Annotated in this window: 28 protein-coding genes and 1 tRNA gene; 12 read left to right on the plus strand and 17 right to left on the minus strand. The window is 66.3% G+C overall.

Annotated features, from left to right (window positions below):
- Positions 1-27 precede the first annotated feature (27 nt).
- Together IEY28_RS05975 and IEY28_RS05980 are read left to right on the plus strand one after the other, a co-directional pair.
- Positions 28-810 (plus strand): class I fructose-bisphosphate aldolase, encoded by a 783-nt coding sequence (locus IEY28_RS05975; protein ID WP_188995440.1) that lies wholly within the window; start codon positions 28-30, stop codon positions 808-810.
- 3 nt (positions 811-813) lie between these two features.
- The gene (locus IEY28_RS05980) at positions 814-1929 is read left to right on the plus strand and encodes a hypothetical protein (protein ID WP_188995442.1); all 1116 of its coding nucleotides are present in this window, start codon (positions 814-816) and stop codon (positions 1927-1929) included.
- A gap of 1 nt (position 1930) precedes the next feature.
- Here the strand turns inward: IEY28_RS05980 and pfkB are convergent, their stop codons facing one another.
- The 12 genes from pfkB to IEY28_RS06040 form a co-directional block, all read right to left on the minus strand.
- Positions 1931-2845: a 1-phosphofructokinase gene (gene pfkB / locus IEY28_RS05985; RefSeq protein ID WP_188995444.1), complete on the minus strand. Its 915-nt coding sequence runs from the start codon at positions 2843-2845 to the stop codon at positions 1931-1933.
- The gene (glpR, locus tag IEY28_RS05990) at positions 2842-3603 is read right to left on the minus strand and encodes an HTH-type transcriptional regulator GlpR (RefSeq protein WP_188995446.1); all 762 of its coding nucleotides are present in this window, start codon (positions 3601-3603) and stop codon (positions 2842-2844) included. The genes pfkB and glpR overlap by 4 nt, the downstream gene beginning before the upstream one ends.
- Positions 3604-3689: 86 nt before the next feature.
- Entirely contained in the window at positions 3690-4673 is a 984-nt protein-coding gene (locus tag IEY28_RS05995; RefSeq protein WP_188995448.1) for an isocitrate/isopropylmalate dehydrogenase family protein, read from the minus strand.
- A gap of 48 nt (positions 4674-4721) precedes the next feature.
- Entirely contained in the window at positions 4722-5117 is a 396-nt protein-coding gene (locus IEY28_RS06000; RefSeq protein ID WP_188995450.1) for a hypothetical protein, read from the minus strand.
- A 46-nt stretch (positions 5118-5163) separates the two neighbouring features.
- The gene (locus IEY28_RS06005) at positions 5164-5781 is read right to left on the minus strand and encodes a hypothetical protein (RefSeq protein ID WP_188995452.1); all 618 of its coding nucleotides are present in this window, start codon (positions 5779-5781) and stop codon (positions 5164-5166) included.
- Positions 5782-6052: 271 nt separating this feature from the next.
- A complete protein-coding gene (gene leuD, locus IEY28_RS06010; protein ID WP_188995454.1) occupies positions 6053-6751 on the minus strand; it encodes a 3-isopropylmalate dehydratase small subunit in 699 nt (232 codons plus the stop codon).
- Positions 6748-8169, minus strand: coding sequence for a 3-isopropylmalate dehydratase large subunit (gene leuC, locus IEY28_RS06015; RefSeq protein ID WP_188995456.1), 1422 nt, complete (start codon positions 8167-8169; stop codon positions 6748-6750). The genes leuD and leuC overlap by 4 nt, the downstream gene beginning before the upstream one ends.
- A gap of 79 nt (positions 8170-8248) precedes the next feature.
- Positions 8249-8494: a DUF7989 family protein gene (locus IEY28_RS06020; RefSeq protein WP_188995458.1), complete on the minus strand. Its 246-nt coding sequence runs from the start codon at positions 8492-8494 to the stop codon at positions 8249-8251.
- Positions 8487-9518 (minus strand): ketol-acid reductoisomerase, encoded by a 1032-nt coding sequence (ilvC, locus tag IEY28_RS06025; protein WP_188995460.1) that lies wholly within the window; start codon positions 9516-9518, stop codon positions 8487-8489. The genes IEY28_RS06020 and ilvC overlap by 8 nt, the downstream gene beginning before the upstream one ends.
- Positions 9511-10098 (minus strand): acetolactate synthase small subunit, encoded by a 588-nt coding sequence (gene ilvN / locus IEY28_RS06030; protein WP_166970735.1) that lies wholly within the window; start codon positions 10096-10098, stop codon positions 9511-9513. Before ilvN ends, ilvC begins: the two co-directional genes overlap by 8 nt.
- A gap of 14 nt (positions 10099-10112) precedes the next feature.
- Positions 10113-11876, minus strand: a complete 1764-nt coding sequence (gene ilvB, locus IEY28_RS06035) for a biosynthetic-type acetolactate synthase large subunit (RefSeq protein WP_188995462.1) — start codon at positions 11874-11876, stop codon at positions 10113-10115.
- A 333-nt stretch (positions 11877-12209) separates the two neighbouring features.
- Entirely contained in the window at positions 12210-13460 is a 1251-nt protein-coding gene (locus tag IEY28_RS06040) for a LeuA family protein (protein WP_396275511.1), read from the minus strand.
- Positions 13461-13569: 109 nt separating this feature from the next.
- Between IEY28_RS06040 and IEY28_RS06045 the strand changes: the two genes are divergently transcribed.
- Positions 13570-13869 (plus strand): DUF5779 family protein, encoded by a 300-nt coding sequence (locus tag IEY28_RS06045; protein WP_188995465.1) that lies wholly within the window; start codon positions 13570-13572, stop codon positions 13867-13869.
- 13 nt (positions 13870-13882) lie between these two features.
- Here IEY28_RS06045 and IEY28_RS06050 read toward each other — a convergent pair whose 3' ends face one another.
- Both IEY28_RS06050 and IEY28_RS06055 read right to left on the minus strand, forming a co-directional pair.
- The gene (locus IEY28_RS06050; RefSeq protein ID WP_188995467.1) at positions 13883-17080 is read right to left on the minus strand and encodes a carboxypeptidase regulatory-like domain-containing protein; all 3198 of its coding nucleotides are present in this window, start codon (positions 17078-17080) and stop codon (positions 13883-13885) included.
- A gap of 114 nt (positions 17081-17194) precedes the next feature.
- Complete coding sequence (locus IEY28_RS06055) at positions 17195-17884, minus strand: VOC family protein (protein WP_188995469.1); 690 nt, start codon at positions 17882-17884, stop codon at positions 17195-17197.
- 122 nt (positions 17885-18006) lie between these two features.
- On the opposite strand from IEY28_RS06055, the gene IEY28_RS06060 reads away from it, so the two are divergent.
- Together IEY28_RS06060 and IEY28_RS06065 are read left to right on the plus strand one after the other, a co-directional pair.
- The gene (locus tag IEY28_RS06060) at positions 18007-18687 is read left to right on the plus strand and encodes a hypothetical protein (protein WP_396275497.1); all 681 of its coding nucleotides are present in this window, start codon (positions 18007-18009) and stop codon (positions 18685-18687) included.
- A gap of 61 nt (positions 18688-18748) precedes the next feature.
- Positions 18749-19159: a JAB/MPN domain protein-containing protein gene (locus IEY28_RS06065; RefSeq protein ID WP_188995471.1), complete on the plus strand. Its 411-nt coding sequence runs from the start codon at positions 18749-18751 to the stop codon at positions 19157-19159.
- On the opposite strand, the gene IEY28_RS06070 is transcribed toward IEY28_RS06065, so the two are convergent.
- Complete coding sequence (locus IEY28_RS06070; protein ID WP_166970745.1) at positions 19160-19369, minus strand: ribbon-helix-helix domain-containing protein; 210 nt, start codon at positions 19367-19369, stop codon at positions 19160-19162. It lies immediately after the preceding gene.
- A 45-nt stretch (positions 19370-19414) separates the two neighbouring features.
- Positions 19415-19582, minus strand: a complete 168-nt coding sequence (locus tag IEY28_RS06075) for a hypothetical protein (protein ID WP_166970748.1) — start codon at positions 19580-19582, stop codon at positions 19415-19417.
- 205 nt (positions 19583-19787) lie between these two features.
- On the opposite strand from IEY28_RS06075, the gene IEY28_RS06080 reads away from it, so the two are divergent.
- Complete coding sequence (locus IEY28_RS06080) at positions 19788-19937, plus strand: FmdB family zinc ribbon protein (RefSeq protein WP_188995473.1); 150 nt, start codon at positions 19788-19790, stop codon at positions 19935-19937.
- A 14-nt stretch (positions 19938-19951) separates the two neighbouring features.
- Here IEY28_RS06080 and IEY28_RS06085 read toward each other — a convergent pair whose 3' ends face one another.
- Positions 19952-21127: a M24 family metallopeptidase gene (locus IEY28_RS06085; RefSeq protein WP_188995475.1), complete on the minus strand. Its 1176-nt coding sequence runs from the start codon at positions 21125-21127 to the stop codon at positions 19952-19954.
- A 340-nt stretch (positions 21128-21467) separates the two neighbouring features.
- Here IEY28_RS06085 and IEY28_RS06090 point away from each other — a divergent pair, with 340 nt between their 5' ends.
- The 6 genes from IEY28_RS06090 to IEY28_RS06115 all read left to right on the plus strand — a co-directional run bounded on the left by IEY28_RS06090 (position 21468) and on the right by IEY28_RS06115 (position 25913).
- Positions 21468-21710 (plus strand): hypothetical protein, encoded by a 243-nt coding sequence (locus tag IEY28_RS06090; protein WP_188995477.1) that lies wholly within the window; start codon positions 21468-21470, stop codon positions 21708-21710.
- Positions 21711-21785: 75 nt separating this feature from the next.
- Positions 21786-23072, plus strand: a complete 1287-nt coding sequence (gene aroA / locus IEY28_RS06095) for a 3-phosphoshikimate 1-carboxyvinyltransferase (RefSeq protein ID WP_188995479.1) — start codon at positions 21786-21788, stop codon at positions 23070-23072.
- Positions 23073-23140: 68 nt separating this feature from the next.
- Complete coding sequence (gene aroC, locus IEY28_RS06100) at positions 23141-24340, plus strand: chorismate synthase (protein WP_188995480.1); 1200 nt, start codon at positions 23141-23143, stop codon at positions 24338-24340.
- A 1-nt stretch (position 24341) separates the two neighbouring features.
- Complete coding sequence (locus tag IEY28_RS06105) at positions 24342-24968, plus strand: uracil-DNA glycosylase (RefSeq protein WP_188995482.1); 627 nt, start codon at positions 24342-24344, stop codon at positions 24966-24968.
- 80 nt (positions 24969-25048) lie between these two features.
- On the plus strand, positions 25049-25789 hold the full coding sequence (locus IEY28_RS06110; protein ID WP_188995484.1) for a glycosyltransferase family protein: 741 nt from the start codon (positions 25049-25051) through the stop codon (positions 25787-25789).
- A gap of 40 nt (positions 25790-25829) precedes the next feature.
- Positions 25830-25913, plus strand: a tRNA-Ser gene (locus IEY28_RS06115).
- Positions 25914-25932: the final 19 nt, after the last annotated feature.

Here is a 25932-nt window from a genome sequence, read left to right on the forward strand (position 1 = left end):
AATGTGCGTTCTGGGTAGATTTTCGATATGCGACCTGTAGCAGACTCGCCGCTCGTTCGCAACGACAAGACGCTCGTGCTGGCCCACGACCACGGCCTCGAACACGGGCCGAAGCAGTTCAGCGGCGTCGAGGAGCGCCTCGACCCCCGCGAAGTGTTCGAGATGGCGACCCACGACGCCGTCACGGCGCTGGCGGTCGGCAAAGGACTCGCAGAGACCTACTACCCCAGCTACGAGGACGACGTGAACCTCCTCGCGAAGCTCAACGGCAGCTCGGACCTCTGGATGGGCGACCCCTACTCCGCCCACAACTGGTCGGTCGAGTACGCCGCCGAACTGGGCGCCGACGCCATCGGCTACACCATCTACCCCGGCGTGAACAAGGAGCCCGAGATGTTCGAGGACTTCCGCCCGGTACAGGAGGCCGCCCGCGACCACGACCTCCCGATCGCGATGTGGTCGTACCCGCGCGGACAGGCCGTCAAGGAACACCGAAGCCGCGACATCATCGCCTACGCCGCCCGCATCGGCCTCGAACTGGGCGCTGACTTCACGAAGGTGAAATACCCCCGGGACAAGGACGCGATGGCCCACGCCGTCGACGCCGCCGCCGACAACCGCGTCCTGCTCTCCGGCGGCTCGAAGACCTCCGACCGCGACTTCCTCGAACTCGTCGCCGACTGCATGGACGTCGGCGTCTCGGGGCTGGCCGTCGGCCGCAACGTCTGGCAGCGTGAGGACCCCGACGACATCCTCGATAAGTTAGAAGGCGTCGTCTTCGAGGGCGAAAGCGCCGACGACGTCCTGTAGGCCATGGACGAGGCTACCCGACGGGCCGTCGCGGACGCGCGCGAGGAGCTGCCCGACGCCGAGGCGATAGACGCTGGCCGCGTCGTGTTCGGCTTCGACGGTTACCTCGACCGCGTCCGGGAAGTCGTCGCCGACCGGACGGACCCGGACACCTACGAGCGACTGGCGACGATAGCCGCGTTCGGAGAGCGGGTCGACCGCTCCGTCGCCGCCGACAGTTCCCTCACGTTCGAGTGGCTGGAGGAAGGCCGCCGAACGGGTGGCCACACCTGTCACCTCGCCCGCGCCTTCGGGACGTGGTCGTTCGACCCGACGCTCGTCGGGATGTACGGCGACCCCGTCCACGAGGCGTTCGAGGCGGAGTTCGGCGAGTTCGATCTCAACTCGATGGGTGCCCCCGGCATCACCGACGCCGTCGAGTTCGACGACGGCAAACTGATGCTGAGCGAGATCGGCGACACGATGCACCTCGACTGGGCCGACATCGACGAGCGATTCGGCCACGATAGACTGGTCCAGCGCCTCGACGGTGCCGACCTACTGGGGATGGGCTACTGGTCCGAAGCGCCGAACCTGCCCGACATCCTCGACGGCCTGTGTGACGTCTGGAACGACATCGAGACCCCGCCGGACCACGTCCTCGTCGATCCGGGCGACGTGCGGAAACTCGACGCAGACCGCCTGCGCGCGGGCCGCGAGGCCATCGGTCGGCTGGACGAGGTGACCGGCGTCGTCGTCTCCTCGAACCGCGCCGAGACCGGCGTTCTGGCCGACGCCTTCGCGGGCGAGGCCGAGCGAACCTTCGAGACGGCCGCCGAGGCCGTCCACGAGGCGCTCGACCCGACGTGGTTCGTGGGCCACGGCGTCGACCGCTCGGTCGTCGTCTCTCCGGCCGGCACCGAGAGCGTGAGCGTCCCGAGCGTCGACGATCCCGAACTGACGACGAGTTCCGGCGACCACTTCAACGCCGGTCTCGGTCTCGGTCTGGTGACCGGCCTCTCGCCGGCGGCGGCCGTCGTCGTCGGCAACGCCGTTGCCGGGCACTTCGTCCGCACGGCCGACCAGCCCTCGCTCCGCGAGGTCCGGTCGTTCGTCGACACCTACGACGAGAAGTTCTGACTCAGCCGTCCAGTTCCCGGACGGTCACTCGTTCTCGCAACGCCGCGACGTCGTCGAGCGCCGGCACCGCCGTGCCGGCCTGTTCGACCAGTCGAGAGGAGACGGCGACGCCGTTCTGTAACGCTGCGGCGTCGTCGGCACCCGCGTCCCACGCCGCGAGAACCCCCGAGAGGAGCGCGTCGCCCGCACCGACTGTCCCGACTACGTCGACGTCCAGCGCTTCGGCGTACAGAAGCGTCGACCCGGTAGCGAGTACCGCGCCGTCGCCCCCCATCGACGCCAGTACGCGGTCGAATCCGCGGTCGCGGAAGGCGTCGGCCGCGCGAGCGCACCCCTCGACGGTCGAGACGTCGGCACCGGTCGCCTCGCCGAGTTCCTCGCGGTTTGGCTTGCACAGCGCGTACTGCTCGTCGAGTTCGCGGAGAGCGCGTCCCTCCATGTCGACGACGGTGTCCCAGTCGCCGGCCGCGGCGACGGCGTCGACGTCGGAAAGCGACACGCCGGGCGTGAGACTGCCGCTGACGACGACCTGTTCGGGGTCGTTCGAACGAATCCGATCGATAGTGGCGTCGACGACCGCATCGTCTACCGTCGGCCCGTCGTGGTTGAGTTTGTACTCGGCGTCGGTGGCCAGCGCGGTGGTGTTCAACCGCGTCGTCCCGTCGACTTCGACGAAGGCCGTCTCGACGCCGTCGGCTGCCAGTTCGTCGCGGATGAACTCGCCGGTGAACCCGCCGACGATGCCGGTCGCGGCACAGTCCGTATCGAGCGCCGTGAGAAACTGGGCGACGTTGATTCCCTTGCCCGCCGCGTCGAACCGAGCATCGGTGGCTCGCATGACGTGGTCGGGTGCCATCGGTTCGTCGAACTGAATCGTCTGGTCGACTGCCGGGTTGAACGTGACTGTAACGATCATTTGCTGACTCCTTCGACGACGACGTCGGCGTCTGCGAACGCATCGGCGAGGGGGGACGGGAGTTCACCGTCCGTAACCACCATGTCCACGTCGTCTAGGTCCGCGAACGAGACGAAACTGCGCTCTCCGAACTTCGAGCTGTCCGCGACGAGTACCACGCGACCGGCCCGTTCGACCATCTGCCGCTTGACTTCGGCCTCGTCCTCGTTCGGTGTGGAGAGACCGGCCTCCGCGTCCAGCGCGTTCGTCCCGAGAAAGAGGAGATCGAAGTTCGTCCGGTCTAAGAACGCCTCGGCGGTCGGCCCGACCAGCGCCTTCGTCCGGGCCCGGAGCGTCCCCCCGGTGGACTTGACGTCTATCTCTCGGTTCGAAAGCTCCATCGCGAGTGCTGGCATGTTGGTCGCCGCGACGTAGCCGCCGTCAGGCGCGGCGCGTGCGACTTCCATCGTGGTCGTCCCAGCGTCGAAGAAGACGACCTGTCCGTCGCGGATCTCGTCGCTGGCGCGGGCGGCGATGGCCTGTTTGGCGTCGAGTCGCTCGACCTCGCGCTGGTCGTACGACCGCTCGGTGCCGACCGAGGAGGCCGGAACGGCACCACCGTGGGACCGCTCGATGCGACCCTCGGCTTCGAGGTCACGGAGGTCACGTCGGATGGTCGCCTTCGAGAACTCGAGTTCGTCGGCGAGTACCGCGACCGAACAGCCGTCTCGCTCTGTCACTAACTGGACGATAGTCCGCTTGCGTTCGGCCGGGAGCATACTGTTCCCGTGATTGTTTCGCTTCGGTTTTACCACTTTCTATCGACTGTTGCGCGTTTGTGACCGAAGAAGGGAGCGGTCGGTCGCTACAGTTCGTCGACGATTGCCGCCGTGACCGCCTCGGTGGAAGCGTCGCCGCCGAGATCCGGGGTCCGTGGTCCGGATTCGAGGACGGCCTCGACAGCGTCGCGCACGCGGCCGGCCTCCTCGTCGTAGCCGAGATGGTCGAGCAGCATCGCCGCGGAGAGAACCATCGCCGAGGGGTTGGCGATGCCCTCGCCCGCGATGTCGGGCGCAGAGCCGTGGACGGGTTCGAACAGCGCGTTCTCCTCGCCGACGTTCGCCGACGGTAGCAGTCCCAGTCCTCCGACGAGGCCGGCCGCGAGGTCAGACAGCATGTCGCCCGCGAGGTTCGGACAGATGACGACGTCGTACTCCTCGGGCGTCATCACGAGGTGCATCGCCAGCGCGTCCATCAACGCCGTGTCGTAGTCGGCACCGCGTTCCGCTGCGACGGCCTCGGCGGTTTCGAGGAACAGGCCGTCCGTCTCGCGCATCACGTTGGCCTTGTGCGCGATGGTCACGTCGTCGTAGCCGTTCTGTTTCGCGTAGTCGAAGCCGAACTCGGCGATGTCTCGGGATGCGTCCTCGGTGACGACGCGTGTCAGCGTTCGGACGCCGTCGACGATCTCGTTCTCGATGCCAGAGTAGACGCCCTCGGTGTTCTCGCGGATGAAGACGATGTCTGTGTCCGGTTGGACCGCATCGAGGCCGGGGTACGAGCGTGCGGGGCGGACGTTGGCGAACGACCCGACGACGTCGCGCAGCGGGAGGATGACGTCGGCGGCCGTCTCGCCGGCCGCGCCAAAGAGCGTCGCGTCGGCGTCGGCGGCGATGTCCCGCGTCTCCTGTGGGAGTGCCTCGCCGGTCTCCGCCTTCACGGCGTCGCCGGCCGCAGCCTCGACGAACTCGAAGTCGACCGTCTCCAGCGCCTCCAGTACCGAGACGGCGGCGGGCGTGACTTCCTGCCCGATGCCGTCGCCGGGGATGACCGCAATCTCGTGTGTCATGTGCGCCGAGAGGCGGGCGGTCCGTGAAAGTGGTTCGGTTCGCGGGCGTCAGAACGTCACGCGGTCGCCAGCGCCGAGCCAGTAGCGATCGACGGCCAACACGACGGCTATCACGACCGGAAACGTGCCGAGCCAGTAGTACAGTTGCGTGAACGGGTCCGGCGGCGCGGCGATGGCGGCGGTGAGGAACCCGACCAGACTCCCGACGGCGAGCGTCCTCACGGCGACGTATCGGCGCCCCGGATCGCTGACTCGCTCCCGTCGCCGTCGAAGGAGAGACAGCGTCAGCGGGACGACGGGATAGGTCACGACCGCGACTGACCCCCAGAACCACGGGTTCAGACCGCGTGACGCCGCGTCGAGGGCGACCCAGAGCGCGACCGACACCACCGTAACGAGGAGTACGAGAACTATCAGAGCAAGCAGGAGGGCGTGCTGTGTCACGGTTACGCTTCGAGGGGACGGAACTAAAATCGGCCGGGGCGACCGCTCACCCCTGCCGGGCCAGCGTCACGCCGATGTCGTGTTCGACGAGCAAGAAGATGCCCAGCGCCGCGAGGCCGACCGCGGCCGGGTCGACGCCGCCGAAGCCGAGAGTGGCGAGCAGGCCCGCGAACTGCTGGCCCTCGAAGACCAGCAACAGCCACACTGTCGCTCCGATACCTTCGACGAGGCTGAACCCGATAGTGTTGAGGTTGACGACGTTCGATAGCGGCGCCTCCCCCCGGAGGATGTTGTCCTCGACGCTGTGCTGTGGTACGAGCAACACCGACAGGACCGCGCCGGCGACGAGGATACCGTCGACGCCGCCGAGTCTATCGGCGATACCGAGCCACACGGCCCAGAGCAACGCCTCGGAGACGCTGATACCGACGATTCGAGCGAGCGGGAAAGAGAATGAGAGGCCGTTGACGGTGGCGTCGGTGAGGACGTGTTCGACGACGAGCCCGACCGTCAACACACCGAGGCCGATGGCCGCCGGGCGGGAGATGACCGGCGCCCCCTGGACGAGTGCCAACCAGAGCCCCAGCGCGACCGTCTCGACCACGGTGAACCCGACCATGAGGAACGTCCGGGCCGTGGCCTGAAGCCCAGTCAGTGATTGCATCTGTCTCGCGTCGAACGTGGCCATAGCGCTGGTGTGGTCGGTCAGGGTTTAGTTAGACAGTCGCTAAGGCCCGCTGTGAGCGCGCGACTGGCCACCGTCTGGAACCCGCCAGCGACGGTGGCCGTTTTGCCGACGGCGACGCAGTGGCACACTGGCTACTACAGACAGTATTATACGGTTACCGTCGACAGAACCAGCGTCGTCCACTGGGTGAGTCCTGGCGGTTTGTGCAACACAGCGAGGGCCGCCACAGGGATGAACCCCTGCCTAGCTAATCGTCCGCTTCGACGTCCGACCGGGTCTGGTCGAGATACGGCAACTGGTCGGCCGTCGCCTCGATGGCGTTCCGGTTGGCTTTCATCAGGGCCGTCGTGTCCCAGATGCCCTCGACGAGTGCCTGTCGCTGCGCGTCGTCGACGGAGACGGAAATCTCGTTGCCGAGCGCAGAACTCTCCGAGTTCTGCTCGGCTCCGGAATCGTCCGATTCCGGAACGCCGTAGCGGACCGTCTCGGCCGCCACGTCGACCTCGATTTTCCCGTCCGGGTTGTCGTCGACCCACTGCTGGAGCGCGTTGATGCTCTCGTGGTCGGCGGTCACCGTCGGGATACCGAGCGCGAGGCAGTTGCCCGCGAAGATCTCGGCGAAGCCCTCGCCGATGATGGCGTCGATGCCCCAGCGCATCAGCGCCTGCGGGGCGTGTTCGCGGGAGGAGCCACAGCCGAAGTTGTTGTTGACCACCATGACGTTGGCGTCCTGGAACCGCTCCTCGTTCATGGGGTGGTCCTTCTGGTTGTCCTCGTCGTCAAAGCGCAGGTCGAAGAAGGCGAACTCGCCCAGTCCGTCGAAGGTAACGACCTTCATGAACCGGGCCGGGATGATCTGGTCCGTGTCGATGTCGTTCCCGCGGATGGGGATACCGGTTCCCTCGACGTAGTCGACCTCGGGAATCTCCTCTGTCGGGTCGCTCACGCTAAGTTCACCTCCTTCAGGTCGCGCACGTCAGACACCTCGCCGGTGATGGCCGCGGCGGCCACCATCCGGGGGTTCATCAGGACGGTCCGCCCGTCCTTCGAACCCTGTCGACCGACGAAGTTCCGGTTCGACGAGGACGCACAGGCTTCGTCGCCCTCTAGCTGGTCCTCGTTCATGCCGAGACACATCGAACAGCCAGCGTTGCGCCACTCGAAGCCGGCTTCCTCGAAGACATCCTTCAGGCCTTCCTCCTCGGCGGCGCGCTGGACGCGCTGACTGCCGGGGACGACGAAGGCTCGCACGTCCTCGTCGACCTGTCGACCCTTCACGATGCGGGCCGCACGGCGCAGGTCGGGGAGGCGAGCGTTGGTACAGGAGCCGAGGAAGGCGACGTCGATGTCGTAGCCCTCCATCGTCTCTCCGGGTTCGACGCGCATGTGCTTCTGGGCGCGTCGGGCGGTGTCTTGCTTGTCCTCGGCGAGGTCCTCGGGTGCCGGGATGGGGTCGTCGATGCCGATGCCCTGTCCGGGCGTGGTCCCCCACGTGACGACGGGGTCCAGTTCGCTGGCGTCGATCTCGACGACGTCGTCGTACTCGGCGTCGTCGTCGCTCTGGATGGACTCCCAGTACGGTTTGAGTTCCTCGAACTTCTCGGGGTGTTCCTGGAAGTAGTCCGTCTGTTCGAGCCACTCGAAGGTGGTCTCGTCGGGGTTGACGTACCCCGCGCGAGCGCCGCCCTCGATGGACATGTTACAGATGGACATCCGACCCTCCATGTCGAGGTTCTCGATGGTCTCGCCGGCGTACTCGTAGACGTAGCCGACGCCGCCCTCGGTACCGAGACGGCGGATGATTTCGAGGATGATGTCCTTGGCCTCGACGCCCTCGTCGAGTTCGCCGGTGACCTCGATTTTGCGGACCTTCTGTTTCTCCATCGCGATAGTCTGGGTCGCCAGCACGTCGCGAATCTGGCTGGTCCCGATACCGAACGCCAGCGCACCGAAGGCACCGTGGGTCGAGGTGTGACTGTCACCGCAGACGATGGTCTTGCCGGGTTGGGTGATGCCCTGCTCCGGGCCGATGACGTGGACGATACCCTGATCGCCGGTGGTCGGGTCCGAGAACTCGATGCCCGCGTCGCGGACGTTCTCTTCGAGTTCGGCCATCATCCGCTCGGCAGCGTCGTCGGCGTACGGACGGTCCTGATTCGCCGTCGGGACGATGTGGTCGACCGTCGCGTGGGTCAGGTCGGGACGCGCGACTTCGAGACCGCGCTCCTGGAGCATGCCGAACGCCTGCGGGCTGGTGACCTCGTGGATGAGGTGGAGGCCGACGAACAACTGGTCCTGCCCGTTGGGCAGGGTGGTGACTTTGTGCCGGTCCCATACCTTGTCGTACAGTGTTCCCTGGCTCATGCGAAATCACCGTGTGATTGAGCACGAGGTCGATAGCCACAGCCCGCGCAGCGACGCGAGCAGGAATGTCTATCGGAACTCATACTGTCTCGTCCCGTCCTTCGGTGCCGCGCTCGTAGGCGCGAGAGACGCCCTCTCCGGGCGCTTCGTGGTCGACGTCTTCCATCGTCTCCGCTGTCCGATCTCCTTCGGCGTCGGCCTCTGAGTCACGCTCACCGCCGTCGGCCGCCACCGCCGGGCCGCGCTTGAACGCGGCGCCGAACGTCTCGTTCGTGTGTGGGTGCGTGTGGTCCACGTCGCCCATCGTGTCGTTCGTGTCAGTCATCTGCTGGTGCTTCCTCTTTCTGCTGGTCGGCGTCCTCGCCCCACGCGAACAGTTCGCGCAGGCCGGCGCCGACCTCCTCGATCTGGTGGTTCTGTTCTGCGTTCCGGTACTGCTTGTAGGCGGGTCGGTTGGCCTGGTTCTCGTTGATCCACTCGCGAGCGAACTCGCCGTTCTGGACCTCTTCGAGGATCTGCTCCATGCCCTCGCGGTCGATGACCTCCTCACCGCGGGTCAGGCCGCCGTACTCGGCGGTGTCGGAGACGGAGTTCCACATCTCCATGTGGCCGCCCTCGTACATCAGGTCGACGATGAGTTTGAGTTCGTTCAGACACTCGAAGTAGGCCATCTCCGGGGCGTAGCCCGCATCGACGAGCGTCTCGAAGCCGGCCTTCACGAGGTCGGTGACGCCGCCACAGAGGACGGCCTGCTCGCCGAACAGGTCGGTCTCGACCTCTTCCTGGAAGGTCGTCTCGATGACGCCCGCACGGGTACAGCCGACGCCCTTCGCGTAGGCCAGTGCCTCCTCGAATGCGTCGCCGGTGGCGTCCTGATAGACGGCCACGAGGCCGGGGGTCCCCTCGCCGCGCTCGTAGGTCCGACGGACGAGGTGGCCCGGCGATTTGGGCGCGACCATCGTCACGTCGACGTCCTCCGGCGGTTCGATCTGGCCGTAGTGGATGTTGAACCCGTGGGCGAACTGGAGCGTGTCGCCGGCGTCGAGTTCGTCCTCGATGGCCTCGTAGACGGCTGGCTGGACCGTGTCCGGGACGAGCATCACGACGCGGTCGGCCTCGCGGGCCGCCACGTCGGGCGTCTCGACGCGCAGGCCGGCGTCTTCGGCGGCCTGTCGCGAGGCGGACGTCTCACGAAGGCCGACGACGACGTCGACCCCGGATTCGTGGAGGTTCAGGGCGTGAGCGTGGCCCTGTGAGCCGTAGCCGAGTACGGCAACTGTCTCGTCGTCGAGTGTCGATACGTCTGCGTCGTCGTCGTAGTAGACGGTCGTCGTGAGTTCGTCAGTCATCTTTATCGAGTGTTGTGGGGCCTCGTTCCAGTGCGGCGGCCCCCGTCCGCACGATCTCCTGCACGTCGAACTGCCGGAAGGCTTCGACGGCAGCGTCTATCTTCTGTTTGCTACCCGTGACCTCGACGGTCACCGAGTCGGTGGAGGCGTCGACGGCCTGTCCGTCGTACATCTCCGCGACGGCGTTGACGTCGTCGGGTTTCTCGCCACCGACCTTGATGAGCGCGAGTTCGCGCCGGACCGCTTCCGGTTCCAGTTCCATCACCGAGATGACGGGCACGAGCTTCTGCAACTGCTTTTTGGCCTGCTCGATGCCCGGTTCCGGCTCCTCGATGAGGATGGTCATCCGGGCTATGTTCTCGTCACTCGTGGGGCCGACGGTTAGGCTTTCGATGTTGAACTGGCGGCGGCTGAACAGTCCGGACACTTCAGAGAGCACGCCCGGACGGTGTTTGACCAGCGCCGACAGCACCGCCTGTCGCGGTTCGTGGGTCACTTCGGCCTCGGGGTCGACGCGAATCCCTTGCGAGTTGCGTCGGCCCTCGGGGCGCATCCGTTCGTCGGGCGCGGGGCCTGGCATTCCTCCAGTCATCGTTAGAGCATCTCCAGATGGTCTTCTTCCAGTGCGAACAGGCCGTTGTCGCCGCCGCTCGGGACCATCGGGAAGACGTTCTCCCCGGGGTCGATGTGGGCGTCGATGACGCTGGGCCCGTCGTAGTCGCGCGCTGCCTGAATGGTGTCCTCGACGTCCTCGGCTTCTTCGAGGCGGAAGCCGCGAGCGCCGAACGCCTCGGCGAGCTTGTCGAACTGCGGAATCCACGGATACTCCGAGGCCATGCGACGGCCCTCGTAGAACCCGTCCTGCCACTGGCGGACCATCCCGACGGCCTCGTTGTTGAGGATGACGTACGTGATGTCGAGGTTCTCCCGGACCGCGACCGAGAGCCCTTGCACCGTCATCAGGAACGAGCCGTCGCCGTCGAAGCAGACGACTTCCTGGTCGGGTGCGGCCAGTTTCGCGCCGATGGCCGCGGGAACGCCGTACCCCATCGTCCCGAGGCCGTGGGAGGAGACCCACGTCCGGGGCTCGGTGTACTCCCAGAACTGGGAGGCCCACATCTGGTGCTGGCCGACGCCGGTACAGACGATAGTGTCGTCCGGCGTCACGTCGGAGAACGTCTCGACGACGTACTGCGGTTTCAGCGGTTCGTCGTCGGGCATCTCGTAGGTCATGGGGAACTCGACTTTCCAGTCCTGGCACTGTTCGCGCCACTCGTCGGCGTCGGGCGCGCGCGGCATCGCGTCGAACAACTGGCGCAGGACCGCACGAGCGTCCCCGACGAGCGGGTAGTCGGCGTAGACGTTCTTGCTGATCTCCGCCGGGTCGATGTCGACGTGGACGAGGTCCGCGTCCGGCGCGAACGAATCGACGCCGCCGGTCAGACGGTCGTCGAAGCGCGTCCCGATGGCCAGCATGCAGTCCGTGTTCGTGATGGCCATGTTGGCGTAGCCGGTGCCGTGCATCCCGGCCCACTCCAGCGAGAGTTCGTGGTCCTCGGGGAAACTCCCGATACCGGGCATCGTCGTGATGACCGGAATCTCGTACTCCATCGCGAACTCCCGCAGGGCGTTGGAGGCGTCGGCCTTGATGACGCCACCACCGGCGAGGATGACCGGCCGGTCGGCGTCGGCAAGCACGTCGGCGGCCTCTTGGACGGCCTCGTCGTCGGCCTCCTCGGGCACGTCGTAGGTGTCGGGCGTCGACGGCGCCATCGGTTCGACGTCCGTCTCGCCCTGCGTGACGTCTTTCGGGAGGTCGACCAGCGTCGGTCCCTGTCGACCGGCGTCGGCCAGCGCGAACGCCTCGCTGACGTCGTTGCCGACGGTGTCCGAGTGGTTCGCGAAGTAGCTCTCCTTGGTGATAGGCTGGGTGATGCCGACGGTGTCCGTCTCCTGGAACGCGTCGTTGCCGACGAAGTCGGTCGGGACCTGTCCCGTCAGCGCGATCATCGGGTCCGAGTCCATCGACGCGTCGGCGATGCCGGTCACGAGGTTCGTCGCGCCCGGCCCGGACGTGGCGAAGCAGACGCCGGGGTCGCCCGTGACGATACCGTAGGCGTCGGCGGCATGAGAGGCCCCTTGCTCGTGGGCCATCGTCACGTGGGTGATGTCCGAGTCGTACAGGGCGTCGTAGACCGGCATGATTGCGCCGCCCTGGACGCCGAAGATGTACTCGGCGCCGGCGTTCTCTAGCGCGCGGACGACCGACTGCGCGCCCGTGGTGACCGGTGCCTGTTCCTCGGTCGATTCGTCGTCTGCCTGTTCGTCCTCCGCGGGGACGGACGCACGTTCGCTCATGCTGTCGCCCCCCCGTGTGTCTGTCGCGGTTGTGTGTGTCCTGCGTGCATAGCTGGCGTCTCTGCTGTGTGGTGGAAAGTCGGTACGGCCGGCGACGAAAGTGAGGTGTGAGGGGCTATACAGCCCCTACAATACGCACGTCGCGAAGAAGGTCCGCGCCGCTGGCGATGGGTCGAACCCGCGGTCCAGCGTGCGCTGTCATCACGTCGAAAATCTGTTTGCCACGGGTAATAAACGTTCTGTGAGAGGTGCTGGCGCACGCCTCGATCGCGAACACGCGACACTGCGCGCCGCTGGTGGCTGTTCGTCGCGGCCGAAGGTCCGGTCATCGGCCTACGCGCGGACCTCCTCGGTCTCCTCGTCGACGCCGACTTCGGTGGCGAACCGTTCCAGTTCGCTCATCGTGACCTGCTGTTTCTCCGCGCCGTAGTCCTTGACGCGGCGGGTCACTTCCCGCACTTCGGCGTCGGTCGGCGCGTAGCCCGCGTCGACCAACCGCTCGCGTACCGAGTGTGCACCGGTGTGTTTCCCCAGTACGAGTTCGCGCTCGGCGCCGACCATCTCGGGGGTCATGACGCCGGGTTCGAACGTATCGGAGTTCTCGATGACGCCGGCCGCGTGGATGCCGCTCTCGTGGGAGAAGGCGTTGCGTCCCACGATGGGTTTGTTCGCCGGAACCGGGATGTCGGACTTCTCCTCGACCAGCCGTGACAGCTCCGTGATACGGGTGGTGTCGATGCCGGTCTCGACGTCGTACAGCGACTCCAGCGTCATGACGACCTCTTCGTAGGCCGCGTTCCCGGCCCGTTCGCCGATGCCGTTGACCGACACCTGCGCCTGACTCGCGCCCGCCTCGAAGCCGGAGATGGCGTTCGCGGAGGCCAGACCGAAGTCGTCGTGGGCGTGGACGTCGATACGGGCGTCCGTGTGCCCGTCGACCATCTCGATGAGGTCGTAGAACCGACGTGGCGTCGCGACCCCGCAGGTGTCTGGGATGTTTATCCAATCCGCACCCGCCTCGGACGTCGCCTCGATGACCTCGACGAGGAAGTCCTCGTCGGTCCGGGTGGCGTCCATCGGCGAGAACATGCACTCGGCACCGGCCTCGACGATGCGCTCGACGCTCTCGACGGCGCTGTCGAGTGCCTCCTGCCGGGTCGCGTGCATGGAATCTTGCAACTGTACGTCCGACGTCGAGACGAACGTGTGGACCATGTCCACACCCGAATCTAAGGCCGCCTCGATGTCTTTCTCGACCACACGCGCTAGACCGCAGGTCGTCACGCTCGTGGACTCGGCGATGTCACGCACTGCCTCGAACTCCGCGTCGGAGTTGACGGGGAACCCGGCCTCGATGACGTGGGTCCCCATCTCGTCGAGTACAGCGGCTATCTCGCGTTTGTCCTCGTAGTTGAACGACGTGCGTGGCGACTGCTCACCATCACGCAGCGTGGTGTCGAAAATCCGTGCGTCTGTTATCTCAGACGTGGAATCCAGTGTGCCCTGGAAGAACTCGATCCGCCGGAGATCCCGACGTGCCCTCGTTGTTGGACATAAGCACCTATATCTGGACACTTCCGGTATTTATAGTTGTCCATCGGGCCGGTTCTGTGCGGTCGGTCGCTCCCTCGTGGATGCCGGACGTCAGACGCCGGGCCGAGGATTTTTGCCGTCGCCGCGTCTGTACGCGGGTATGAGTGATTTCGAGGGACTAGACCTGCAGGCCGTCGAGGACCAGATGGCGGCCGACGCCGACGCGGGCGGGAGCAATCGCGTCGTCCTCGGCGTCCTCGACGGGTCCGAGGAGGACGACGAGTGGCTAGACGTGATAGAGGAGGGCGCCGTCCTCGTCCTCGACGTCGACGGCGACCTGAACGAACTCGCGTCCGGGTTCGCCCGTCCGGTCAAGGAGTCCGGCGGCGAACTGATGCACTTCCGCGGCTTTCTCGTCGTCACGCCGCCGGGCGTCACCATCGACACCGGCCGGCTCTGAAACGGACCGCGGGTTATGCCCGTCGAGTCCGGGCCAGCAGCGCCACCCCGAACACGGCCAGTAGCGCCACGACGACGCCGAACCCGGGGCCGCTCGATCCGGTCACGGTCGGCGTCGGCGAAGACGTGGATTCGACAGTTGCCCGCTCGGCGGTCGCCGTCGCGGTCTCGGTGGTCGTCACTGTCTCGGTGGTCGTCACTGTCTCGGTGCGCTCGACGCTTCGCTGTGGCCCACCGACGGCGAACGTCGAGAAGCCGGGTGATTCTGCGCGGTACTCGCCGTCGCCGAGAGAGGTCGTGTTCAACGCCTGCCAGCCGTCGTGGTAGCGGTACACCGTGACGTTCGCCCGGCTAACGCCGAGGGACTCGCGCTCGCTCTCGGTGAGCATGACGTGTATCGCCGCCTCGGAGACGTTGCCGTCGGTGGTGCTGGTGTCGATGGTCACGTACTCGACGGCCGCGGCAGTACGCTCGGTCGAGAGCGCCGGGACGTCCGAGGGCGACTCAGACGACGGGCCGACGCTCACGTCGAGATTTTCGACGTTGTGTGCGGCGGTGACGTTGACTCGGGAGATTCGCGCCCCGTCGGTCGCGGTAGTGTCGTCGGCCCCGTCGAACTGGACCGACACCGTCTCGTTGGCCTGGACGGTCGCCACCGTCGCCGTCGCGATGCCGGTGCTCGCGTTCTGGACGGCGGACACCTCGACGGCTGACGGCGTCGTGGTCGTGTTCGCCGTCGTGTTCGTGGTCTCTTCGGACTCGGTGTCGCTCACCGTGGGGGCGGTCGTCCCGCTGGACCCGCCGTTATCACTGCCACCCGAGGTGGAACTGATAGCCGTCTCGTTCGGGGATATCTCGGCGTACCCTGCGGAGTAGCTGATGTTCTCGATGCGGATACGGGCCCCGTCGTCGATCTCGGTGACGGTGAACTTCCGGGGCTCGTTCTTGAACGAGACGTCGAGTTCGGTCTCGGGATCGTCGACGCCCCACTCGTTCAGTTGGGCGTCCGGGATGGTCGCCTGATAGAACCCGGTGTGTTTCCCACCGCTCGTGTTCTTACTCGGTGCGGCCATCCAGACCTGTAGCGACCCGTTGTCGTAAGTCGGCGGCGCGAACCGCTGGGCGTTCGTCGTCGTACTGATGCCGTTGAGGTTGTTCTGGACGGGTCCGGGCACCGTCGAGAGGTCGAACAGCCCGAAGTACACCGTCCGCGTGAATCCGACGTCGGCCGCCGCGTCCCGGCCGGTCGGCCAACTCACTTGCGACGGACTCTGGAACAGCAGCGGGCCGACGCCGTGTTTGTCGATGGCGACCGCCTGTAGGTCGACCGTCGAACCGGTGATGGTGATGTCGGTCCCGTCTTTCACGCTCGCGTTGGGTGAGGTCTCCCAGCTAGCGTTTCTGAGCCCCCAGATGAGCGAGTTGGGGTCGAAGTTTTTCACGGTGAGATCGATGCGGAACTCCGTCGACTCGGTAACGCCGAGGCTGGTGAGGTTGTCGGGCTTGCCGACGCCGCTGCCCTTGTAGGAGGACTCGTCGACGAGTTGCAGCTGGAGGAGGCCCGATTGGAGGTCGGTCCGCACCCCGAGGTTCGACCGGTCACCGGGCCCGGACGTGATGGTGGCGTTCGACGCCTTGACCGATGCTTTCTCCAACGTGAAGTCCGCCCGTCCAGTCTCGCCGGAACGCAAGGTGACCGACTTCGAGGACGCGCTCTTGTCCCGTGCGAACACCGAGACGGTGTAGTTGCCGGGCGAGACCGTAACGGAGTAGTCGCCGCTCTTGTCCGTTGCGGCCGGGTAGAAGTTCTCGCCGTCGCTGACGAGCACCTGCACGCCGCTCGCATCCGTCCCATCGACGTCAGTGACCGACCCCTCGATGGTGGCCGGGGAGGAGAGCGAGACCGTCACGTCGGTGGTCTCGCTCTCGTTGACGGTGACACCCCGGAGAACCTTCGGCCCATAGCCGGATGCATCGATGCGGAGCAGATAGGTCTCGGCTGACGTCGTGACGGTGGCTTTCCCCGTGCCGTCGGTCGTCGTCCGGCCACCGAATCGGTAGTCGGAGCTCCGGTAGCTGACGGTCGCGCCGTTGATCGCCTGTCCGTTCGGTCCAGTGACCGTCACCGAAACGGTCCCGTCGCCGGGAATCCTCGGCGTGGTCATATTCACCGTCGTCGTCGCCCCGTCGGTCACGGTGACACCCTCGCGGAAGTCGATATCGTAGTCGTCCCCGGTGCCCGGCGAAGCGAGGATGACGTACGAACTCGTCGCGGGGTCGAGTGCCAGCGAGTACGACCCGTCGCTGGCCGTCGTCGTAGTGGCAGCGAGGTCGTTCGACCCGGCCCGGAGGGCCTGAATCTGGACGCCGTCCAGCGGTATCCCGGTGCCGTTGGTCACCGTCCCGTTGACCCAGCCACCGTGCTCCATCGTCACGTCGTTCGTGACCGAGCCGCCGGTCGTGACACTCACCGTACTCGACTGGCGGGCGTAGCCGTCCGCCGTCACGTTGACGTAGTACGTCCCCGCGGGGACCGTGGCCCTGTACACCCCGTTGTTCGGGTTGACGCCGTAGCTAGTCACGACGGTCCCGGTATTTGGCTGGACGATGCGGACGTCGACGCTGTTGTCGGTGAGTGTCGACCCGCTCTCGTTGGTTACCGTTCCGGTGATGTCACCGCCCTCGACGATAGTCACTTCGTCGTTGGCTCGTTGGACGTTCTGCCCGTTGGTCCGGGCGTCGATGGTCACGTTGTGGTCGTCCGCCAGCGCAGGGTTCTGGACGGACCGCACGTCGAACGTGACTGTGACCGGACTCCCGTCGGGGATGTCGCTTGCAAGGGTGACATCCAGTGCCTCACCGCTTTTCACGGCGGTCGTGGAACTGACACCGACGTCCTGCCTTGTGCCACCGACGGTGACGGTGACGCCGCTGACGCGCGCGTTCTGCAGGTCGGCACCGGTACCGGTGAAGTTCACCCGAAGCGTCTGTGCTCGTTTGCTCAGTGGGTCGAACTCAGCACGGACCGAGTAGTCGGCGTACTCCCCGGCGGCCGACTGCGCCGTCGTCAGGTCGGCGTTGCCCGCCGCGTTCGACGCGGCGTTACCGGAGACCGCACCGCCGGGTACGGTTCCGACGCCGAACGCGAGCAGTGAGAACACGAGTAGCGCCGACAACCATATCGCCCGAAGTTTTCGAGTCTGCTCAGCCATGATTGGGGAAGTAACATTCTTTTAAAAATACGTTCGGGTCGCATTATCACTGCTGAGAACATATAGGCCAAATGTCAAACGTTCGTAAACCTCATTTGAGTTCTACGCGGCGCGTCACGACGGCGACACCAGCGTCAGGTAGTGCCCGTCCGGGTCGCGGATGCGAACACCGTCGTCGACGGACGTGACCGCCAGTGCCTCGTCGGCCACCTCGCGAGCGACCGACTTCGGGTCCGCGGCGGCGACGCCGAAGTCGACGTGGACGCCGCCGCGGGCGTCGGCGATGCCGAGTCGCGGCGACCAGAGTTCGAGGTCCAGTTCGCCCGTCGTCAACCGCACACGGCCCGTCTCGCGCCCGTCGTCGGCCATCTCGAACCCGAGCGCCCGGTAGAACTCCACGGCGGCGTCCAACTGCTCGACTTCGAGGACGAGTTCGAACAGTCCGGTGACGCCGTGGCCCTCGTGGGGGCGCTCGCCCAGTTCCACGCAGTTACCCTCCGGGTCGTAGAAGTACAGCGAGCGCTCGTCGCCGAACGTCTCCTCGACGAGGTCGAACCGCTCGTCGAGGCGGTCCCACCAGTCGTCGTACTCGCGTTCGGGGATCGTCATCGCGTAGTGGGTGTGTAAGCCACCACGGGGGACCGGTCCCGGCGACCGCAGACGGAGTTCGGTGTCGCCCGCGGCCAGAACCGCCGACTGTTCGGTCTCTCTGGCCACGTCCATCTCGAGGAAGGCGTCGTAGAACGCCGTCATCCGGTCGGTGTACTTCACTTCGAGCGTGAGCCACTCCGGGTGCGAGACCATACGACGACGTTCGTAGTCGAGGGGCAAAACTGTCCGTACCTGCGGGCCAGTCCGAGGCGGGTACCGTGTTCCAGATGGCCTCGTTTCGAACATTTATCCACGCTGAGGGCCTACGGAGCGATATGCCTATGAAAGGCTCCGGGCCGTCGACAGGGTGGGAGGAGACGAACCGCTGGGAGCGAGGCGTCAGTTGGCTCCCACATCCTGAAGAGACGATGCAGCGGGTGAGCCACGCCCTCGACACCGAGGCCGGCGTCGTCGTCGTCGACCCGGTCGACGCCGACGGCATCGACGACCTGTTCGCCGAGTTCGGCGAGGTGGCCGGCGTCGTCGTCCTGCTGGACCGGCACAAGCGTGACAGCGCGGCCGTCGCCAACCGCCACGACGTGCCGGTGTACATCCCGGAGTGGATGTCCGGCGTCGAATCCGACCTCGACGCGCCGGTCGAGCGCGTCCGCCGGCAGATTCCGGGCACCGATTACGGCGTCCACAAACTCTTCGACAACCCGTTCTGGCAGGAAGCGGCGCTGTACGGCGACGACGACGACACGCTGGTCGTCCCCGAAGCCGTCGGGACGGCGGACTACTTCCTCGCCGGCGACGAGCGTCTGGGCGTCCACCCGATGCTCCGCCTGACGCCGCCGTCGAAACTGAAGCGACTGGACCCGGACCGACTGCTCGTCGGCCACGGCCACGGCATCATGGCGGATGCTACGGAGGCGCTCATCTACGCGCTCCGGGGCTCTCGCTCCCGCACGCCGAGCCTGTACGCGAAGAACATCAAGTCGCTCGTTCTCGGCTGAACCGGGCCCCTCGGGCGCTCGTCGGCGACGGGGTTATACGCGTGCCACGACAACTATACGCGTGGTCTACGTCACACGCGGCCTCGTCGAGACGCTGTTACGGCTTGCGCGGGAGGCAGAGCCCGACGACGTGACGATATCGCTGGCGGTCACGCGGGCCGGGGAGCTACCCGACGCGGACTTAGACCCCGAGACGCCAGTGTTCACGGACTTTTACCTCCCGTCGGCCGGCGGGTCGGTCAACGCCGTCTTCGGGATGGACCTCGGGACGCCCGCCGGCCAGACGCAGGGCCGGTTCGTCTCCCACCCCGACGGCTACATGGGCGTCAGTAAGACGGACGACCTGCACGCGGTGGTGTTCGTCGCCATTCCCCCGTGGGACGAGGCGTCGTTCGCCGCATTCGACCGCTCGGGACGGCAACAGGACGTGACGATTCTCGACGTCGAACCGCCCGAAGAGTCGCTGGCCTGATTATTCGAGGTAGCCGAGGTCCCGCAACTGGTCGGCGATGTCCTGGAACTCCGCTTCCGTCAGTTCGCCCTCTCGCTGGTGCTGGACGACGATGCTCCGCAGGAGAAAGCGGACTAGGTCCGACGTACTGGAGAAACTGGTCCCCTCGATAGTGCCCTCGACGCGTTCGGCGAGGTCTTTCGGTATCGAGACGGTGGTGTATTCGGCCATACCTGAACGATTGCCGGCCGGCAGGAAAACGGTTGTGTCCCGTCGTCAGCGGGGTTCGTCCGCGTCGGTGTCGAACTGACCGGCAGTCGCGGAGCTAGTCGGTGAGAACATCATCTGCGCGCGGTCGGAACCGGACCGGCGCGCCGCGTCGAACGTCGGGGTGTCTGTCGGATACGCGTCGTCGTCGGTGGGTGTCGTGATTCGTGTCGTCATCCTGGGGGTCGTGTGGGTCGTCTAGAGTAGTCGTCTGTGTGGGCTGAGCGTGTGTGTGCGGCGAGACTTGCTTTGGGTACAAGCATAGGCTACCACCTCCTTTTGCCCCATCTATAATAAATGTTCATGATGGAGGGGCAGGAATGATATCTCTAGTGACAAGAACTTTGTCAAATCGCGTGGTATGGTAACGTGGAGGACACCAATGGGCCTCCTCTCACGACTCACAGGCATCGGCAGCAACGACACGGACGAAGCGGTCGAGATGGGCTACGAGTGCGTCGTCTGCGGGGAACAGACGGAGTTACCGGAAGCCGCGTGTCCGAACTGCGGTGGGCAGATGGAGCAGTTGTAGGGCGGCCTGCCCACCTACACCACCAGTCGTTTTTCGTACTCGGTGAGGTTCTCGTAGCCGTCCTCGGTGACGACGGCGATGTCCTCGATGCGGATACCACCCACCTCGGGGTCGTAGAGACCGGGTTCGATAGTGACGACGTGGCCCGGTTCGAGGTCCCCGCCGTTCGGCGAGAGACGAGGGAGTTCGTGGACGTCGAGGCCGACGCCGTGGCCGGTGCTGTGGATGAACCCCGTCTCCGTCCGGTCGTCGCTCCGCAGTGTCGGGTGACCGGCGTCCTCGTAGACGTCACAGACGGCGGCGTGGACGTCCTCGCCGGTCGCGCCCGGTTCCAGCGCGTCGAACGCCGCGTCCATCGCTCGCTCGGTCAGGTCGTACCACTCCTCGACAGTGTCGCTCGGCGTGCCCTTACAGACGGTCCGTGTCATGTCGGCGTGGTACTTCGTCGACTTGTCCTGCGGGAAGATGTCGACGATAATCGGCTCGTCGGCCGTCAGCGGGCCACTTCCGCGGTCGTGGGGGTCGGCGGCATCGGCCCCGCAAGCCACGATAGTCTCGTCGAGCGAACAGCCGTGTCGCAGGAGCGTCACCTCTATCTCCTCTTTGACGCGTTCGCTCGTCAACGTCTCGCCGTCGTGTGTGAGCGTGCCGTCGTCGTCGACTGTGGCGTCCGCAAGCAGGTCCTCCGCGGCGGCCATCGCCGCTTCGTTCGCTCGCTGGGCGGCGCGGACGTGGTCGACTTCCTCGTCGGTCTTGGTCGCGCGAATCTCGGTGACGACGCCGTCGGTGTCGGCGGTCACGGAGACGCCACGTGCGCGGAGGCCGTCGGCCGTCTTGAGCGGGAACCGCGGCGGAACGGCCACGCTGTCGACGTCGTAGGAGGAGAGAAACGCCGCGAGGACGTACGAAACGGCCTCCTCGGGGCCGTACTCGTCGACCAGTTCGGCGTGGTCGAAGTCCACGTACCGCTGGACCGACTCGGCCCGCGACTCCCGCTTGGCGCGGCCGAACTCCAGACTGCGCGGGAACAGCAGGTGCGTCTCCCCGTCGTACAGCGTGATGAACGGGTCCGGGGCGTCGAATCCCGAGAGGTAGTACTGGTCCGAGTCCTCCGAATCTGCATCCAGCAGGTAGCCGTCGGTGTCCGTCTCGTCGAGATACTCGTCGAGTGCCGAGAGGTCGGGGTCCATACGCAGGCGTCCGGGCGGCGACGGCAAAGGGCTACCGACGCCACGGTAGCAGTGCCCGTACCGAGACGGCACTGTCGACGGTCCGCGGGAAATCGGCCACGAACACGCGCGGTGACCCCTCCGCTTCGCGTATCGCTACTACGTCAACGTCCTGAAGGGACGCCAGCGGGCGCCGGGGAGACGTCGAGAGCGAACCGACAGGGCTAGACAGAGACGAGACTGTCCGGGCGGCGGTCGAACGACGAGTGTCCAGTCGCACGATAGCCGTGACCACAGTAGCTGTTTAAGCTCTGAGCCGACGTACGATGGACCGATAGCAACAGTCACGTCGCGATATCCGATGGCACAGGACGCCGGTGAACTCACCCGCAGAACCACGCTCGGCGTCCTCGCGGCTATCGTCGCCCCGCTGGTGGTCCTCGCTATCGTCGACGCCCTCGCCCTTCCGGCCGGTGCGACCGGGGAGACGAGTCCGTTCGCGGCCGCTCCGGTCGTTATCAGCACGCTTGTCGCCGTCCTCGTCGCGTTGCACGTCGTCGCCGTGTCGCTGGTGGCTTTCGTCGTCGGCGCAGTTCGGCGCTGAACGAGCCGTCACGTCCGTTCTCGCTCGATTTCTCAGAGCGGTAGCCTCTTGTCGCCCGCCCGCAATCGCCCGGACATGGACGTCACGATACGCGAGTCTGCGGTCGCGGGGACCACGCAGGCCCCGCCGTCGAAGAGTTACACGCACCGGGCCATCCTCGCCGCCGGGTACGCCGAGGGCGCGACCGTTCACGACCCACTCGTCAGCGCCGACACGAAGGCGACGATGCGCGCGGTCACCGCCTACGGTGGCACCGTCGACCGGAGCGACGAGAGCGCAATCGCGGTCGAAGGGTTCGACGGCCGCCCCGAGACACCGGACGACGTCATCGACTGCGCCAACAGCGGCACCACGATGCGACTGGTGACGGCGACGGCCGCCCTGCAGGACGACCTAACCGTCCTCACCGGCGACGACTCGCTCCGGTCCCGTCCGCAGGGGCCGCTACTGGACGCCATCGGGCAACTCGGTGGGCGCGCCGACAGCACGCGGGCGAACGGGCAGGCCCCCCTCGTCGTCGGCGGCGGCGTCGACGGCGGTACCGTCGCCATCCCCGGCGACGTCTCCTCGCAGTACATCACCGCCCTCCTGATGGCCGGCGCGGTCACCGACACGGGCATCGACGTGGAACTGACGACCGAACTCAAATCGTCGCCGTACGTCGATATCACGCTCGAAGTGCTTTCTGACTTCGGCGTGACGGCCGAACAGACCGACGACGGCTACACCGTCGCCGGCGGGCAGTCCTACGGCCCCGAGGACGGCACCTACCACGTTCCCGGCGACTTCTCCTCGATGAGCTATCTCCTCGCGATGGGCGCGTTGGCGGGCGACGACGCGGTGGCGGTCACCTCGGCGTTCCCGAGCGCGCAGGGTGACTCGGCTATCGTCGACGTCCTCGACCGGATGGGCGCGACGCTTGACTGGGATCAGCAGAACGGCGAGATAACCGTCGAGCGCTCGGCGCTGTCGGGTATCGAAGTCGGCGTCGAGGACACGCCGGACCTCCTGCCGACCATCGCGACGCTGGGTGCGGCCGCCGACGGCGTCACCCGCATCACGGACGCCGAACACGTCCGCTACAAGGAGACGGACCGCGTGAGCGCGATGGCCGAGGAACTGACGAAGATGGGTGCCGAAGTCGAAGAGACGCAGGACGAACTCGTCGTCTACGGCGAGGACACGGATCTGCACGGTGCGACGGTCGACGGCCGTGCGGACCACCGCATCATCATGTCGCTGGCCGTCGCCGGCCTCGTCGCCGACGGCGAGACGACCGTCACGGGGGCCGAACACGTCGACGTTTCCTTCCCGAACTTCTTCGACGTGCTGTCGGGTCTGGGTGCGGCCGTCGACCGGTAGCCGTCAGTCAGCGAATCGGGGGTACGCATCTACAAGGTTCAAATGCCCCCGCCCCCGAAACGTTGCTAATGAACGGCAACGAGTTCGGTCGTCTCTTTCGGATGACGACCTACGGCGAGTCACACGGGGAGGCCATGGGATGTACGGTCTCGGGCGTTCCAGCAGGCGTCGAACTCTCCGAAGAGCAGATTCAGGAGGACTTGGACCGTCGCAAACCCGGTCAGTCGATGATTACGACCTCGCGGGGCGAACCGGACAAGGTGAAACTCAACTCCGGCGTACAGGACGGCTACACGACGGGGACGCCCATCGGGATGGTCATCCAGAACAAGGACGCCCGCTCCGGCAAGTACGAACCGTTCATCACGGCCCCGCGCCCCTCCCACGGCGACTACACCTACTCGGCGAAGTTCGGGACGCGCAACTGGGGCGGCGGCGGCCGCTCCTCGGCCCGCGAGACGGTCAACTGGGTCGCGGCCGGCGGCGTCGCAAAGCAGGTCTTAGCACAGTCCGACTACGACGTGACGATCAAGGCTCACGTCTGCCAGATAGGAGACGTCGAGGCGGACGACGTGACCTTCGAGGAGATGCTGGAACACTCCGAGGAGAACGAGGTCCGGTGTGCCGACCCCGAGGCCGCCGAGGAGATGCGCGAACTGGCCGATCAGTATCAGAAAGAGGGCGACTCCATCGGCGGCGCCATCTACTTCGAGTGTCGCGGCGTCCCCCGCGGACTGGGCGCCCCGCGGTTCGACAGTTTCCCCTCCCGCCTCGCACAGGCGATGTACTCCATCCCGGCGGTCAACGACTTCGAGTACGGCATCGGCCGCGAGGCCCGGACGACGGCGGGCAGCGAGTACAACGAGGACTGGGCGTTCGACGAGAACGGCGACCCGGTGCCGGAGGGCAACGACCACGGCGGCATCCAGGGCGGTATCACCACGGGACAGCCCATCTACGGCGAAGTTAGCTGGCACCCGCCGGTCTCCATCCCGAAGACCCAGACGACCGTCGACTGGGAGACCGGCGAGGAGAAGGAAATCACCGTGACGGGCCGTCACGACCCCGTCCTGCCGCCCCGTGCCGTCCCCGTCGTCGAAGCGATGCTGTACTGTACGGTGCTCGACTTCATGTTGCTGGGCGGGCGCATCAACCCCGACCGCCTCGACGGGCGTCCCGGCGAGTACGACACCGACTACCACCCGTCCAGCCCGCAGAACGACCCCGAGGACGCCGAGACGCACGCCAAGACCGTCGACGAGGACTAACATGGACGCCAACCAGGAGTCCATCGCGAACCCGTTCGGGATGGACGAGAACTGTCAGAACTGCCCGGCGCTGTGTGAGACCCGGGAGAACGTCGTCCACGGCTACGGCGACGTCGGCGCGGAGTTCGTCGTCCTCGGCGATTCGCCGAGCGAGGGCGCCGACGAGTCTGGCATCCCCTTCACCGGCGAGACGGACCGCGAACTGCTGGACGTCCTCCGCAGCGTCGACATGGTCGAGGACACCGACGCCGACGAACCCGACCTGAAAAACGTCTTCCTCACCTACGTCACCCGGTGTCGCCACCCCGACCGAGCGGCGACGGACGAGGAGGTCGTGAACTGCGAACCGTACCTCAACAGCGAGATACGGATGATAAACCCCGAGATTCTACTCCCCGTCGGCCAGCGCCCCCTCGAAGAACTGGCCTTCGAGTACACGACGCTCTCCGAGGACGAGTTGGACATCGAGGAGCGCCACGCGACGACCATCCGCGGCCGTGGCTTCGAGATTCTGCCGATGCTCCCGCCCGCCGAGCAGACCGACGACGAACGAGAGGCGTTCGTAGAGCACTTCAGTGACGTCCTCGGACAGGACTACCGCCAGACGAAGGGCCGGCGCGGTCGATAGCTCCGTCGTCGCCTACCCGGGTGTTCTCGTCTCGTACACAGAACGGAACCGACTAACCACAGACGGCCCCAGAGTGAGGTATGACTACGGTCGCAGTCCTCGCGGACCCCCCAGTCGAGGGGTTCGTCCTGCCCGAGTTGGCCGCGGGACCGCTCGACGAATCCGAGGCGACAGCCCTCTACACCGCGATGCTGGGCGACGTCTGTCGCGCCGTCGAGGCCAGCGGTGCCGAGTTGCTCGTCAACTACCGTCCCGGCGAACAGGTGCCCGACGGCGTCGACCCAGAGGCGGCGGTCAGAGAGCCACTCGACGACGCCCTGCAAAACCCCGGCGAGGCCCGGTACGAAGTACAGGTCGGGTCGACGTTCGCCGGCCGCATCGGCAACACCGTCACCCACCTGCTCGACCGAGAGGGCGTGGCCACCGTCGCCGCCGTGAAACCGACCGCCGCGTTGCTCGCTCGCCAGCAGATAGATAGCGCCGCGATGAAACTCCGCTCCAGCGACGTCGTCCTCGGGCCGTCGACCGACGGCCGCGTGTACTACGCCGGGTTCGCCGACCCGATAGACTTCGAGGACGCCTACACCACGCCGGCCGTCGAAACGCTCGTCGACCGGGCCGCCGACGCCGACCACGGCGTCGACTTCCTCCCGACGAACCCCGTCGTCGAGACGCCGGCCGACCTCCGAACGATCGTCCCCCTGCTCCGCGCCCGTGTCCGGACCGGACGCGTGGTGCCGCCGCGGACGACGACGGTCCTCGACGAGTTGGGGTTGCGTGTGCGAGACGCCGACGGCGACCCAATGTTGGTTCGCGAGTAATCGATAGGCCTTAGAGGAATCACCCGTTAGCAGTGCCTGCGGTGGGGTGGCAGAGTGGCCTATTGCGCCGGTCTTGAAAACCGGTATCCTCACGGATTCCTGGGTTCAAATCCCAGCCCCACCGTTTTGCTCCGAGTCACGCG

It is taken from the genome of Haloarcula pellucida (assembly GCF_014647235.1).
Lineage (GTDB): Archaea > Halobacteriota > Halobacteria > Halobacteriales > Haloarculaceae > Haloarcula > Haloarcula pellucida.